Here is a 15,480-nt window from a genome sequence, read left to right as displayed (position 1 = left end):
CTAGGCCAACAGGTCGAACACCCCCGCATCGGTTTGCACATTTATTGAGGCTTGATCGCCCCCGTCCACCAGCGCCCATAGAATGCGGCCATCTGGTTTGTAGATGACAAAGGCCTCGGACACAGCGGCATCGCCCGCGCCCGTCGCGGCTGAGAAGTTGACCTGCAACTGGGCTTTGCCGACATTGGGATTGCCAAGATAAAGCATGTCGCCTTCTGCCGCGTCATAGTCCTGCACCCAGTCGGCCCCATGGGCGCGGCTGCCAAGATGATAGAACCTGTCTGCACCGTCGCCGCCGTTCAGCCGGTCATGCCCGAACCCACCGTTGAGGAAATCATCGCCCGCGCCGCCCAGCAGCATATCGCCATGCGCGCCGCCGGACAGCGTGTCATTGCCTGCGCCGCCGACGATGAAATCGCCGCCCGTTCCGCCGTCCAGCAGGTCGTCGCCGTCATCGCCGCGCAATTCGTCGCTGCCTTCGTCGCCAAAGATCGTGTCATTGCCGCCACGGCCATAGAGGAAGTCCGCCAAATCCCCATCTTCGCCGCCGCCATAGATCAGATCGCCTTTCGCGCCGCCGATGATCCGATCACTGCCAGCCCCGCCAATGGCAGTGTCGTTGTGGGTCTCAAGGGTCGAATATCGATTAACGCTTAAGAGAAAATAGTCGTCTCCGGCCCCGCCTTTCAGCAAATCCGACCCTTGGCCACCGTTCAGGGTGTCGTTGCCCGCCCCGCCCAGAAGCGTGTCATCCCCGTTCTTCCCTTCGAGCGCGTCATTTCCCGCGCCGCCATCGAGAAGATCGCCATAATTGCTGGCTTCCAAATAGTCGTCACCGCCCATTCCCAGCAAAGTGACCGCGACATAAGAGCCTGTTTCGACATCTCGGTTTTCTGTGCCAATGAAGGTTCGCGCGGTGAGATAGGTGCTGGTGCCGATCACACTGGTGGTCATGTTCAAAGCAGACGCGTCAAACGCAAAGTTCAGCTGGAAGTCATCTGTTGTGCCGCCCAACGTGGTTGCGATAAAGGCGCTGCCGGTGCCGGTGCCTTCGATCCGCCATTCGGCGAATGCGGTCGCTTCGAACACGACACGTCCATGAAAGTCGAAATCGGCAATCAGATCGCCGTTCAATTCCGCCAAGGTGCCGTTGAATTGGTCGGTGCCGTCACCGCCGGTCAGGGTGTCTGCGCCAAGGCCGCCGTTGATTGTGTCATGGCCGGTGCCGCCATTGATGGAATCCGCGCCATCGCCCCCGAACAATTGGTCTCGGCCTCCCAACCCAAGAATGGTGTCGGCGAAGGGCGTTCCGGTCAGGGTGTCATAGTCGGTTGTCCCGGTTGGCGTGGTGAGGGTGACAAGCGTATCCGTGCCCGCTTGCGTGATGGCGAAATCGCTGGCCGAATAGGCCCCGAGGAAAGTCAGGTTGAAGTCTTCGGACCCATCGCCGGTGGTGTCGGCAAACAGAATGGTGCGGCCCGCGCCAACGTCTAGCCGTGCCGAGGCGGCAATGGATGCGCCTTCGATCCGCACGCCGTCGGTTGCACCAAAGCCGGTCAGCGTATCGCCCGACAGCTCCGCCGCCGTGCCAAGAATGGCATCGCCGCCCGCGCCGCCGATTATGCTGTCGAGGCCCAGTCCAGGACGGATCGTGTCGTCGCCAACATCGCCCATTAGGCTGTCATCACCAGAGCCGCCAAGGATCACATCGTCACCCACGCCGGACCAGATGGTGTCAGCGCCCGCAGTACCGCTCATCGTATTGGCCAGGTCATTGCCAAACAAGTGGCCCGGCGTTTCGGCTGTGAAATCGCGTTGTCCGATCAGAACAACTGCGCGGTCGGGATCAAAGACCGACACGGATTCGACAATCAGGTCATATGACAGGGCAGCCGGGTCAAAGCTCCCCTCCAGCAACATCGAGAAATCAACCTTGCCGTCGCCAGTGGGATCGCCAAACACGGCTGTGCGCCCGGCGAATTGCTGAAACTGAACCGTGGTTCCCAGCGCCACATCGGTCAGGCGGATCACATCCTCAGGCGCGAAATCCAGCACCGTTTCGCCCGCCAGATCATTGGCGGAGCCTTCGACGCTGTCGCGCCCGTCGCCGGTGGTGATGGCATCCGTGCCTTTGCCGGGCAGGATCATGTCATTCCCGCCGCCCGCATCAATTGTATCTTCGCCGGGACCAGCCGTGAGCGTGTCAGCCCCCAGTTGCCCGATCAGTTCATCGGACATGAAATCCCCGGTCAGAGAGTCATTGCCATCCGTGCCTTGCAGCGTTTCCGGCGAAACGCCCAGATCGTCCAGGTTCAATTGCCCATCGCTGATCCGAAACTGCCAAACACCTTCGACCCCGGTGTTGCCGACAAGGCTATCCCAATCACGTTCATATATCGTCTGATCCTGACCGAACTGCGGCTGGTAAAAGTCATCGCCGATGAGAAAGCCGTTTTCGGCTAAGTTGGAGGCATTCCCATGAATATCGCTATAGCGAAAGATCACCTCAACATCTGCGCCACCGCGATAAATAAGTTCAACCTGATAGGAATAGGCTTCGCTCGGACCTTTGTAATGAGGCATGTTCGACACATCGAGGATGACGGACGATCCATCAAGGCCATAGCCGAGCGAAACATCCCCATCTCCGTAGTCATTCCAATAGGTCGTGATCCCGCGTGGTCCGACAGTAAATTGGCTGGAGGTGGTGCGTCCCGCAAAGGCCCAGATGTCAACGGTTTCTGTTGAGTCCTCGGAAAACAGTCGTAAATGTTGTTCACCGCCTATGCGGATGGACGTGTAGGTCACATCGCCGATTTTGATCCCGCTTGGGAAAACAGTCGTCAGATCAATGCCCAATCCGGTCTGTTCGATTTCATTGAAGGCGACGGGGTCTTTGGTCAGGCCGGTGGTGAATGCGAAGGTCATGAAACGTCCAATCTGCGAGAACGGTTTTGCGCAAAGGGTGGATTGAAAAGATTTGTTGAACAGGTTAGCGGCTCAGCCTTGGGTTGCAACCGGATCGCGCAAAATTTGCGGATCGCCGCCGCAATGGCCCGGCGCGGTATTGACGATGCGGCGTGCCTTGCTAACCTTTGAACGTGCACCGGCAAAACTGGCTGCATCCTTGAGCCGCTATTTGAAGGCATCCAGAGATTGGGCAAGGATTTGTAGATTGAAGCGATTGAGGCGGTTATGGCGTCACCGGCATTTGCAACCTTCACCAATTCCCTTAGCGGCAATTACGACGAAGACCGCTACATCCTTCAACTGACCGCAGGCAAGAACTACTGGTATGATCTTGAACGGGCTGTCGATGATCCGGGCGGGATCTCGGTGTCCTTTGCCTCGCAAACCGGTGCGCGAATGGACGGAAACACCGCGACGGCGGATGGTGATCACCGGCTGGTGCTGAAATCGCAGCCCTACGCGATGTACACGCCCAATTACGTGCCGGGATATGCCGGGGCCTATACGCTGAGTGTCTATGAGGAGGTCGGCAACAGCAATGCCAGCACCGAACGGCTTGAGGTTGAAACGGCCTATCATGGCCGGTTCGACTATGTGAGCGACCGGGATGTGATTGGGTTTCAGGGCCGTGCGGGCGTTGGTTATTTCAATGAGATCGTGACCGAGGTCGAGGGGGCCACAGTCTCGGGGTATATCAAGAATGATGGCAGCGGACCGTCATACACCTATTTTACCCCCGAAGCGGATGAACTGCTTTATGTCGGCGTTTATAGCGGTGTCGTCACCGATTACACGCTGACCGTTCGCCAAGAGGTCGGCAATTCACTGAGTTCCGTGGCGGTTCTCAAACCGGATACGTCGATCGCATCGCGCATCGACTACATGGGCGATTACGATGTGTTCCATGTCACGCCCGAAGACGGCTTTGGCCTGACCGTCACTGTCACGGCGGCGGATACGGATCCGGCCTTGGGGCTGGACCTATTCGCTTATGAATATGACGTGTCATATGGCGTCACCGATACGCAGTTCGTGCTGACCGGCCCCACGGCCATCACGGTCGGGGCAGATGGTCCGGGCGGCTACATCCTGACCGCTGAGCGCGAGGTGCTTGGCACGTTGGACAGCAAATCCATGCTGACGCCGGATGCGCCGGTACATGACACGCTGCAATATGGCGGCGATATCGATGTCTTCCGGTTCGAAATCACCGATGGTGCGGATTACTTGATCCGGTTCCGTGGTGATCCCGGTGGCGATGAACTGACGCGGTTGCGGTTCGCAATTTTCGACGAAGATGGCACGCAGGTTCCGGTCAACGGCGGGCTTGGCAGCGAATGGCGGTATCTGACCGAAGGGCTTGGGGCAGGGACATATTTCGCCCGCCTGCTGACCGGACAAATCTACGATGGTGGCGATTATATCCTGACCATGACGCCGGAAGAGGCGGGCGACGCGCAGACCGGATCCGCCATCCGCCCAGGCGGGCAATTTGCCGGAAACATCGATGAATGGGACGATGAGGATTGGGTGCGCATCGTGGCGCAGCCGGGCAGGGACGTGACCCTGTCGATCGACATGGGGTCGGGTGCGCCAACCTTGTCGCCCATCGAACCAGAGGAAGGGATCTTCCTGTCGCTGGTCGATGAAACGGGCACCGTTCTGGCCATTTCCACGGTGACGGATACAAGCGAAACGCTGACCTTCACGCCAGAGCCGGGCAAGACCTATTTCGCCAAAGTCACGCCGCCGCCCGGATCGTTCAGCCTGTTCGGCCCAGACATCTTTGCATGGTCCGAGGGCGACATGGGCTATGGCTACACCCTGTCGATGACGCAAAACGGCGTGCGGATCGGCACCGCCTTGGCAGAGGTTCTGAGTGGCAGCGACGGCCCGGACTGGATCACTGCCGATGCAGGCAATGACACGGTCAACGCGCTGGATGGGGCCGATACGGTGATTGCCGGGCCCGGCGACGATGTGGTCAACGGCGGAACCACCGCCGCCGATCTGCGCGACGTGATCTATGGCGGCGACGGCGATGACAGTTTGGTCGGGGGCTACGGCAATGACGAATTGCGCGGCGATGCGGGCAATGACACGCTAGAGGGCGGCTTTGGCGCGGATACAGTGCTGGGCGGCACCGGCAACGACGTTCTGACTGGCGGCGCTTGGGGCGATATGCTGTTCGGCGGCGACGGCGATGATTTCCTGAATGGCGGCTTTGGGTTTGACCGGCTGAACGGCGGGTCTGGCGCGGATCAGTTCTTTCACCTTGGCGCGGCGGGGCATGGGTCGGACTGGATACAGGACTATAGCGCCGCCGAAGGCGATGTGCTGGTCTATGGCGGCACCGCAACGAAGGGCGATTTCTTGGTGCAGCGGGCTGCGACACCCGGCGCAGGCGACGCTGCGGTCAAAGAGGTGTTCATCACCCACGTTCCCAGCAACGCCTTGCTTTGGGCGCTGGTCGATGGCGACGCGCAAGCCGCAATCACGGTCCGGGCGGGCGGCGTTGAATTCGATCTGCTGGCCTAGATCCTAGTAGCGCGCGTCGGGCGCGCCTGCGAAGGCGTCCACGGGGCTGTTTCGGTTCCAGTTTCCGCGGCCCAGCAGCAGGTCAACCACTGCCGTCTGCATCTCGTCCATGGTGGCCCAAGCGTTGATATAGGTCGGCACGCGCGGCGCATCGTAAAGGTAATAGGGATACCCGAACGAGACCATCACCGTCGGCACGCTGTGCCAAGGCCGCTTCATTGCGCCCGCAAGCCCGCCAAACAGCTTGCCCCAATCCAGAAAGATCCGCCCGCGCAGCAGCAGGGTTTCTTCTGTGAAGGCATAGATCAGCAGGTCAAAGCCCGCCGGGTCCGCTGGCGTGCCTGTTTCATGCAGCGTCACGTCAAACCCTTCGGCGGCCAGCAGGTCCGGGAAGGCAACCGGCAGGGTCTTGTTCCAGAGCGGCTCAAAGATACCGGGGGCCACGACCAGAACCCGTTTGTGGGTCTTGGGGCTGATGGGCAGCAGGTTGGCCACGTCCTTTTCCAGCACCGGCGCACGGCGCAGGATCGGGGCCATCGCATCTTGGCGCAGCGCGGGCATCTCGGGCAGGGCGGCGCGTTTGTGCAGGCCAAGCGCGGCCTTTAGGCCCAGAACGCGGGTCACCGCATCGGTCAGGCGGTTTTGGTCGATATAGCCCGCGTTCACGGCGGCCAGAACGGCGTTGTAGTCGCCCAAAGGATCGGTCGAGAACAGGATCATATCGCAGCCCGCGCGGATCAGTTCCACCTTGCCCGGTTGCGCCTCAATATAGGCGGTCAGCCCCGCCATTTCGCTGGCGTCCGACACGATCAGCCCGTTAAAGCCAAGCCGCCCGCGCAACAGGTCCATGTTCAAAGTCCGGCAAAGCGAGGCGGGGTAATACCGGTCCAAACCTTCAAGCCCCTGCGCTTCGGTCCAGGCGGGGAAGGCGATATGGGCCGACATCACCGCCATGACCCCGGCGTCAATCGCGGCGCGGTACAGGCGGCCATGGGTCGCCTCCCAGTCCTCAAGCGACAGAGGGTTGATCGTGGTGACCAAGTGCTGATCGCGGTCATCGTGGCCTTCGCCGGGCCAATGCTTGGCCGTGGCGGCGATACCATTGGCCTGAAAGCTGCGCAGCTGCGTCAGCATGTGCCGTTCGATCCGGTCCGGGTCTGATCCGCTGCCACGAGTCGCGACGATGGCGCTGCGGGGGGTGGCGTTGATGTCCAGAACCGGCGTGAACGACCAGTTGACCCCCACGGCGCGGGCCTCTTGCGCCAGAACAGCGCTGACCTCGGCGGTCACCTCGGTGTCGTCAATCGCAGCAAGGGCAATCGGGTTGGGAACCTGCGTGCCAAAGGGCAGGCTCATCCGTGATCCTTCCAGATCGGCCGAGACCAGCAGCGGCACCTTCGAGGCCGCCTGCAAATCCGCGATATGGGCGCGTTCATAATCGCCGTCAGGGCCGAAGAAGCGCGTGATCGCACCTGGGGCAATCTGGCTGACCAGATCACGCGGCAACGCCGCCTCACCGGCTGAGCGCAGGTTGAACAACTGGCCCACGCGTTCCTCAATCGTCAGCTCAGAAAAGGTCTGCGCGACCCAGCTTAGCGCCTCTGCATCCAGCGAAAAAGGCGGGCGGGTCAAATGTGACAGATCCAGTTGCACGCGAAATCCCCCTCAGTCTGCGGCCAGTTAGCGGTAACTGTAGCGATGCGCAAATGTTGTGCAAGGGGCGGGGGAAGGTTCTGGCAGGCCTAAATTCATCCTACGCACAGCCCCTTGACTTTTGCGGCGGCGCAGCGCATTTGACAGGTCTGTGCTGCGCAGCCGCGTGAGCTTGCCGCGCCCGAACAGGGCCATCAGCGCAGACCGTCATAAAGCATCCCCATCACGCAGGGTTCTTGACGCATTGGCCTTGTCGCAAACGGCGGCGGGCTGGCGCGGATCCTTCTCGGTCGCGGATGCGGCCACAACTTGGCCCATCGGATGGATCCGGAACCGGGCCGCTAGGATATCATTTGTTCGACTTTGAAAAACTCGGCCTCGCGCCGACACTGACGGCCGCCTTGAAAGAAGCAGGCTTTGCCAAACCGACCCCGATTCAGGAAAAGGCCATTCCGCTTGCGCTGGAAGGGCATGACATCATGGGCCTGGCCCAGACCGGCACGGGCAAGACGCTGGCCTTTGGTCTGCCGCTGATCGATGCGCTGCTGGCCCAACAGGGCAAGCCTTTGCCCAAAACCGCCAAGGCGCTGGTGCTGGCCCCGACGCGTGAATTGGTCAACCAGATCGCCGACAGCCTGCGCCCGCTGGCCAAAGGCACCAAGCTGCGCATTGCAACCGTGGTGGGCGGGCAATCCATCAACCGCCAGATCAACATGTTGTCGCGCGGCACCGATATTCTGGTCGCCACGCCGGGCCGTCTGATCGACCTGATGGACCGCCGCGCGGTGGATCTGCGCTCGGTTCGCCAGTTGGTGCTGGATGAGGCCGACCAGATGCTGGACATGGGTTTTGTGCACGCGCTGCGCAAAATCGCCCCGCAACTGGGCACGCCGCGCCAGACCATGCTGTTTTCGGCCACCATGCCAAAACAGATCGAAGAACTGTCGCGCGATTACCAAACCGATCCGCGCAAGGTGCAAGTGTCGCCTCCGGGCAAAGCTGCCGACAAGATCACCCAATCGGTGCACTTCCTGCCCAAGGGCGACAAGCCGACCAAGCTGCGTGAGATCCTGTCGCAGGACACGAATGCGCTGACGCTGGTCTTTGCCCGCACCAAACACGGGGCGGAACGGCTGATGAAGGGGCTTGCCTCGGACGGGTATAACGTGGCCTCGATCCACGGCAACAAAAGCCAAGGCCAGCGCGATCGCGCAATCAAAGCCTTCCGTGACGGGGAAATCACCACGCTTGTGGCCACCGATGTGGCGGCGCGCGGCATTGATATTCCGGGCGTGGCTTACGTAATCAACTACGACTTGCCGGATGTGCCCGACAACTATGTGCACCGCATTGGCCGGACCGCCCGCGCGGGCCGCGAGGGCGAGGCGATTGCGTTTTGCTCGGCGGATGAGGTGGATCAGCTGAAGCAGATCCAGAAGCTGATGAAGATCGATATTCCGGTGGCCAGTGGCACCATGCCCGCCGCCGCCGCCCCGAGCGGCAATGGCGGTGGTCGCGGCAAAGGTGGCCCGCGCCGTGGCGGCGGTGGCCGCAAGCCCGGCGGTCAAGGCCAAGGTCAGGCGAAGGCGGCCCCGGCAGCGGCCAACAAGAAACGCCGCCCCCGTCGCAGAAGCGCAGTGGCGGCCTAAGCTCAAACGAAAAGGCGACGGTGTTCCGTCGCCTTTTTTGTTTCTTGTGAATGGCTTAGGGCAGGGGGCTGAACCGCCCCCTTGCCTTGATATCAGGCCAGCAGATCGAAGGTCACGCCAGCGGCGGTCACGTTCAGCTGGGTCTGTGCATCACCATCGATCAGCGCCCAGAGGATATCGTTGGTCGGCTTGTAGGTGATGAACACCTCTTGTACCGCAGCATCCCCCGCACCGGCGGTCGAGCCGCGCTGGACAAGGAAATCGGACTTGGAGGCCGCGCCGCCACCAAAGACCAGCACATCGCCCTCCGAGGCGCTGTAATCCTGGATCCAGTCGTCGCCATGGCCGAGCACGCCCTGGTGGAAGAAGCGGTCTGCGCCGCCGCCGCCGTTGACCCGGTCAAAGCCAAAGCCGCCATTGACGAAGTCGTTGCCGTCGCCGCCGAACAGGACATCGCCCCAAGCGCCGCCAGTCACAACATCGTTGCCCGCGCCGCCGATCATCGTGTCAGCGCCAAACCCGCCTTCCAGCGTGTCATTGCCCGCGTCGCCGCGCAGCTCGTCATTGCCGTAACCGCCCTGAACGCTGTCATTGCCATTGCCGCCATAGACCACGTCCCGCAGGTCGCTTTCGGTGGTGCCGCCATAGATGAAATCATCGCCGTCGCCGCCAATGATCGTATCGGCCCCGTCGCCCGCATAGAGGTGGTCATCGCCGTCCAGACCTTCCAGCCGGTCATTGCCCGCATCCGACCGCAGCGTGTTGGCCGAGGCATTGCCGGTCAGGCGTGTCGCCAACTGGCTATTGGCGAAGGTGTAGTTTTCGACGTCGATGAAGGTATCGCGCAGCAGATTCAGCCCCTGAACGCCGCCATCACCGGTGGTCAGATTGCCTTCGATAATGCTGCCTGCGGTGATGCTGAAGGTCGAGGCGTCCACATAGACTGTGTCGGACCCGGTTCCGCCGTTGAACGTGTCATTGCCGGTTCCCATGAACCAAGTGTCATCGCCGTCGCCGCCGTTCACGCTATCGTCGCCCGCGCCATCCCGCAGGGTGTCATTGCCGCCCATGCCAAGGATCACGTCATCACCGTCACGCCCGTCAATCCGGTCTGCATTGGCGCTGCCGGTGATGCTATCGACGCCGCTGTTCGATCCGTGGATCTCTTCGACATTGCTGAAGCTGTGGTGGAAGGTGCCATTCCACGACCCCGTTGCCGTGCCGTTGGTCATATCAACGACCACGTCCGACACGCCGCCCCGGTCATAACGCAAAACGTCATGGCCGCCGCCTGCATCCAGCGTGTCATTGCCGCCGCGCAGGACAAAGCTTTCGTCAAAACCGGACCCGACGACCGTGTCGTTGAAATGGGTCGTTCGCAATTCGGTGAAATGGCCGTTTCCGGTGATGGTGTCCGTGCCACCATAGCCGTTGTTGGACACGGTTTTGGTGGCAAGGTTCACATTCGCCCCTTGATCGCCGTTGCCCATGTTCAGCCGCAGCACGAATGGATTGGCCGAGGCCAGATTGTAGGTGTTGTTGCCGCCGCGCCCTTCGACAAACATGCCGCTTCCGGGGGCTGCGGTGATGTTGAACGTGTCGTTAAACTGGTCTGTCGCAATGCCCAGTCCGTTCACCCATTGGCCCGATTGCGGTTGCAAGGTTTGCAGCACGTTCACCAGCGTGGTTGTGCCATCCGCGCCCTTGTTGATGCTTCCGGTCCCGGCGATGCCATCCAGCGTGACGACAACGCCGCCTGTGCTGTCCCAGTGGCCGATATAGTTGAACGTTGCGCTATCGGCGCCATCAAAGTCGATGGTGTCATTGCCCGTGCCGGTGTGCAGCGTGTTCGTAAAGGTGCTGGTGCCAGGCTTCAGCAGGTCGTTGCCCGCGCCGCCTTCCAGCGTGTCATCGCCCGCGCCCCCGATCAGCGTATCATTGCCGCCTAGGCCCAGAATGCTGTCATTCCCGGCCAGACCGTCAATCAGATCGTCGCCTCCGCCGCCGATCAGAGTGTCATCGTTCGGGCTGGGGCCGCTGCTGGCATTCAGTTGCACCGTCTGGTCGTTAAAGCGCAAACGTTCAACCCCCGAGACCACATCCGTACCGAGGGACGAGGTGATCGTCGCCTCGCCCGCCGCGCCTTTGGTGACGGTCGCATCCGCAAGGTTCAGGGCAAAGCGCGCCTCGTCTTCGCCGTCGCCGCCGACCATAACGTCATCGCCTGCCTCGCCTTCCAGCGTGTCATCGCCATTGCCGCCGGTCAGCGTGTCGTTGCCGTCATCGCCCTCTAGCCGGGTGTCAAAGCTGGCCCCGGCGGCGGTGATGACATCGTTGAACACGGTGCCTTCCACGCCTTCGATGTTCCGCAGCGTATCGGTGTTGCCATAGGTGTCAGTTGCCACGCCTGTCGCCAGATTGACAGTGACCGCCGCGCCCGGATGGTTGTCCCAGCCCGGTTCCCACCGATAGCTGACACGGTCAAAGCCGCCGCGGCCATCAATTGTATCGTTGCCGTCATGGCCAACGAAGCCTTCCCAGTGGTCGGTATCCGACCCGGTGATGCTATCGGCGTCTTGCGAGCCTTCAAAGTAGTGGATGAAGGTGAAGGTGTCATTGACCTGACCCGGCGTCCCGCTGACAGCGGTGCCTGTGCCATTCACGCCGACGTTGATTGTCAGCCCGCCCACGTTGCGCAGATCGCCATAGGAAATGTCAGCGCCTTCTCCATCCGAATTATAGAGGCCCTCATGCCCGACGATGGTGTCTTGCCCCAGACCGGGGCGGATGTAGTCACCCCAACCGTTTGAGGCCACATCCCCGCCCGAGGCGTCCAGCAGATCGTTGCCATCCCCGCCTTGCAGACGGTCGCGGCCCGCGCCGCCCCGCAGCGTGTCATTGCCCGCGTCGCCCTCAAGCCGATCATCGCCCGTGCTGCCCAGCAGGCTGTCATTGCCGCCGCCGCCTTCGATGGTGTCGTTTCCGCCAAGCCCATCAATCGTGTCGCCCTGCGCGCCGCCAACAATTAAATCGTCGCCTTCGGTGGGGGAGACGCCATTGCCCAGCGACACGTCCTCATCCCAGAAGCGAATACGCTCCATGCTGCGTAGAACATCGGTGCCGTCAGCCGACACAATCGTTGCCTCGCCCGCACCGCCAAAGGTGATGGTGGCATCCGCGCGGTTCATTTCCATCCGGGCGGTGTCAAAGCCGGTGCCGCCGTCCATGGTGTCATTGCCAGCATCGCCGCGCAGATCGTCATCACCCGCGCCGCCCATCAGGCTATCGTCGCCGTCGCGCCCTTCGATCCAGTTGTCCGCATCATTGCCGCGCACTGTGTCGTTGTTGTCTGAGGCGCGAACCTCTTCGAAGTTCTGCACGGTCTTGGTAAAGGCCAGCCCGTTATAGGTGCCGGTTGCGGTGCCTGCCGCCAGATCAATATCGACCGTGCCAAAGTTACTGCGGTCCAGCCGCAGCACATCACGATCGCCGCCGCCTGCATCCACCGTGTCATCCCCGCCCAGCAGGCGGAACCGTTCGTCCCGGTCCGAGCCGATGAAATGGTCGGCAAAATTGTCCGTGCCCTCAAGCTCTAGCCGGCCGCTGCCGCCCAAGACATTGATTTGATCGGAGAACCCCAGCCCGTCATTCGACACAACGCCGGTCCGCAAATCTGCAACCACTCCTTGCGTCGCCGCCGTGTCGGCACCGTAGCGGAATGAAACGCGAACGGTGTCGTTCACAGTAACGTTGAACGTATCGTTCCCTTCCAGACCGCTTAGCCCGATCCAGCTGTCATCAGTGCCGGTGACATTGAATGTGTCGCCAAACTCAGTGCCAGAAAGGTCCAGCCCATCGGCCTCCATCGCGTCTTTAAGGCCAAGCAAGGTGTCGGATTTATTCGCGCTGCTGGCGGATCCGGTATTGGATGCGCCATTCACTGTGAGCGTTACCGCCTCGGCAATGTCTTCGTAGCTAATTCCTGCGCCTTGTCGTCCGGTCAGGCCAGAAAGATCGACGGTATCATTCCCCGCGCTGGCACGCACTTGTTCAAATAGGTTGTTGTCGCTGCTGACCGGCCCAAGCGAAATGCTGTCATTGCCTGCGCCGCCTTCCAAACGGTCGCCAAAGCTTGATCCGGCCACGGTGATTGGCGTGGTCACCAGCGGCAACAGATCGTTCCAGTCATCGACCAAGTTCAGCGGGCCGGTCATGTTGCTGCCGTCCACGCTCAGCGGGCCAGAGCCGTCGATCAGCGCGGCCATGGGTGCAAGGTTGCCGACTGCCGAAGCCGCCAGCGCCGAGTCAAACGCCACCAGCGACCAGGAAATGCCCGTCACATCCGCCAGACGAGACCCGTTTGCGTCGTTGTACTGAATGCCCGTCACGGTGCCGCCGGTTGGCGACATGGACTGCGAAAGGCTTAGCCCGGTTCCGAAAAGCGTGGTTTCATGACCGTTGAAATTGCTTTTCAGCGTGATCTGAGTGGAGGTTGGCGTGCCAACGACTTGAACGTCCACATCACCGTTGTTGGTGAAAAAAGCGTCGTCGAAAAAGGTTGCAGAGCTACCCCGAATGGCAATTTGCATGAAAAGTCCCTCCTTGAACGGTATTTTTAAAATTGGGGTTAGCCTAAACAGGCATTGTTTCGGTCTCAATCCTTAGAGTTTCATAAAGTCGATGGGCGATGCGTCTCAAACTGGGATTGCCCAGCAAAGCTCTGGACGTCTTGGACCTTTCTGGATGAGACGCCTTGGCCGATGCGCGATGTTTGCATCAACAAACGATGGGGCGCGTTATTCATGCGTTATTGCTGCGTCAAACCAGCGTAACGCACACTTCCTGCATCGTTTGGGCCCTAAACTGCGCCCACCCAAGAACAGGAGCGTGCCATGACCGACCAGAAGACATTTGTTCACCAATCCTTGGCCCAAGGGCTGCAAGATCATGGGGTTGGCGTGCTGTTCGGTCTGATGGGGGATGCCAACCTGTTCTTCGTCGATCATTACGTGCGCGGCTGCGGCGGGCGGTTTGTTCCGGCGGCCTATGAGGGCAGCTCGGTTCTGATGGCGCTGGCCTATGCGCAGCTATCGGGCAATGTGGCCGTGGCCACCGTCACCCATGGCCCGGCCCTGACCAACTGCGTCACCGCGCTGACCGAAGGCGTGCGGGGCCGCATTCCGATGGTGCTGATGGCGGGGGATACGCCTGCGTCCAACCCCTTGCATTTGCAAAGCATTGACCAGCGCGAGGTGGTCAAAACCACCGGCGCGGGGTTTGAACAAGTCCGCCTGCCGGAAACCGCCACCAAAGATCTGGCGCGGGCGATGTACCGGGCACAGTCTGAGCGGCGGCCCATCGTCCTGAACATGCCCGCCGATTACATGTGGGTGGAAACGCCCCATACGCCCGTCATTCTTGGGTTGCTCGAAGGTCCGGCCTATGTGCCCGAAGGCCCCGCCGTGGACGAGGCGATTGGCATGATCGCTTCGGCCCGTCGGCCTTTGATTTTGGCAGGCGGCGGCGCGGTTCATGCGCGCGATGCGATCATCAAACTGGCCGACCGGCTAGAGGCCCCCTTGGCCACGACGCTCAAGGCGAAAGGCCTGTTCCGCGGCCATCCCTATGATATGGATATTTTCGGCACGCTCTCGACGCCTGCCGCCTATGATCTGATTGCCCAGTCCGACTGCCTGATCTGTTTCGGCGCGGGCCTGCACGAATTCACCACCGACCGCGGCAAGCTGATGGCCAAGAAACGGGTCATTCACATCGACAACGACCCGCGTGTGATCGGGCGCAGCGTGCATCCAGACGCGGCTTTGGTGGCCGATGCGGCGCTGACGGCGGATAACTTTGTCTGGTGGCTGAATGAGGCGGAAATCCCTGCCAGCGGCTTTACCCGCGACCTTGATCCCGAAACCCTGCGCTTCCATCCCAGTCGCGCACCGGGCGAGGTGAAAGAGGGCTGCGTGCCCTACGTCGCGGCGCTCGAACGGATGGAGCAGGTGCTGCCGCAGGACCGTGTGTTGGTCACTGACGGCGGGCGCTTTATGACCGAGGTCTGGTGCCGCGTGTCCGTGACCGATCCGCAAAGCTTTGTTGTCACCGCCAATTTCGGCTCGATCGGGTTGGGGCTGCAATCGGCCATCGGGGCGGCCTTGGCTGCGCCCGACCGCGAGGTGGTTTTGTTCACCGGCGATGGCGGCTTCATGATGGGCGGGATCAACGAGTTTAACACCGCCGTTCGGCTGGGGCTGAACCTGACGATCATCATGTGCAACGACGCGGCCTATGGCGCGGAACATATCCAATTCCTGGATCGCCGCATGGATCCCAGCCTGTCGGAATTCGACTGGCCGTCCTTTGCCAAGGTCGCGACCGCGCTTGGTGGCACCGGGTTTGAAGTGCGCAGTCTTGAAGCGCTGGAGACGGCGCTGGCCGAGGCCGCGCAAACCAAGGGCACCAAGCTGCTGGAACTGCATCTGGACCCCGACGATGTGCCGCGCATGCGCATCTGACCGGGCAGGGCGGCGGGGATCAATCCGCCGCTCGTGGCACTTCGGATCAGATTAAGAGTGGCAATTTTATAATTGAAAAATAAAAATATTTCTGCCGTCAATTTTTGACGCCATCCCAGGTTTTGCGCGCAATTGCCGCGTGGCAGATC

General features: G+C 61.2%; 6 protein-coding genes. 3 read left to right on the top strand and 3 right to left on the bottom strand.

Annotation, left to right across the window (positions count from 1 at the left end):
* On the bottom strand, positions 1–2,928 hold the full coding sequence (locus PRI8871_RS10280) for a calcium-binding protein (RefSeq protein WP_108886134.1): 2,928 nt from the start codon (positions 2,926–2,928) through the stop codon (positions 1–3).
* 267 nt (positions 2,929–3,195) lie between these two features.
* Here PRI8871_RS10280 and PRI8871_RS10275 point away from each other — a divergent pair, with 267 nt between their 5' ends.
* Entirely contained in the window at positions 3,196–5,508 is a 2,313-nt protein-coding gene (locus PRI8871_RS10275) for a calcium-binding protein (RefSeq protein ID WP_181389435.1), read from the top strand.
* A gap of 3 nt (positions 5,509–5,511) precedes the next feature.
* On the opposite strand, the gene PRI8871_RS10270 is transcribed toward PRI8871_RS10275, so the two are convergent.
* Positions 5,512–7,161, bottom strand: a complete 1,650-nt coding sequence (locus tag PRI8871_RS10270) for a glycoside hydrolase family 3 protein (protein WP_108886133.1) — start codon at positions 7,159–7,161, stop codon at positions 5,512–5,514.
* A gap of 353 nt (positions 7,162–7,514) precedes the next feature.
* Here PRI8871_RS10270 and PRI8871_RS10265 point away from each other — a divergent pair, with 353 nt between their 5' ends.
* A complete protein-coding gene (locus tag PRI8871_RS10265) occupies positions 7,515–8,810 on the top strand; it encodes a DEAD/DEAH box helicase (protein ID WP_108886132.1) in 1,296 nt (431 codons plus the stop codon).
* Positions 8,811–8,902: 92 nt separating this feature from the next.
* On the opposite strand, the gene PRI8871_RS19945 is transcribed toward PRI8871_RS10265, so the two are convergent.
* Entirely contained in the window at positions 8,903–13,399 is a 4,497-nt protein-coding gene (locus tag PRI8871_RS19945; RefSeq protein WP_108886131.1) for a beta strand repeat-containing protein, read from the bottom strand.
* A 303-nt stretch (positions 13,400–13,702) separates the two neighbouring features.
* Here PRI8871_RS19945 and PRI8871_RS10255 point away from each other — a divergent pair, with 303 nt between their 5' ends.
* Positions 13,703–15,331, top strand: a complete 1,629-nt coding sequence (locus PRI8871_RS10255) for a thiamine pyrophosphate-binding protein (protein ID WP_108886130.1) — start codon at positions 13,703–13,705, stop codon at positions 15,329–15,331.
* Positions 15,332–15,480 lie beyond the last annotated feature (149 nt).

It is taken from the genome of Pseudoprimorskyibacter insulae (genome assembly GCF_900302505.1).
GTDB lineage: Bacteria > Pseudomonadota > Alphaproteobacteria > Rhodobacterales > Rhodobacteraceae > Pseudoprimorskyibacter > Pseudoprimorskyibacter insulae.
Note: the sequence above shows the minus strand (reverse complement) of the source record. Positions and strands in the feature narration are given on the sequence as shown.

Bases quoted from the DNA above. Each gene is read 5' to 3' on its own strand.
- PRI8871_RS10280 (WP_108886134.1), bottom strand. From the start codon at position 2,928: ATGACCTTCGCATTCACCACCGGCCTGACCAAAGACCCCGTCGCCTTC.
- PRI8871_RS10275 (WP_181389435.1), top strand. From the start codon at position 3,196: ATGGCGTCACCGGCATTTGCAACCTTCACCAATTCCCTTAGCGGCAAT.
- PRI8871_RS19945 (WP_108886131.1), bottom strand. From the start codon at position 13,399: ATGCAAATTGCCATTCGGGGTAGCTCTGCAACCTTTTTCGACGACGCT.
- PRI8871_RS10255 (WP_108886130.1), top strand. From the start codon at position 13,703: ATGACCGACCAGAAGACATTTGTTCACCAATCCTTGGCCCAAGGGCTG.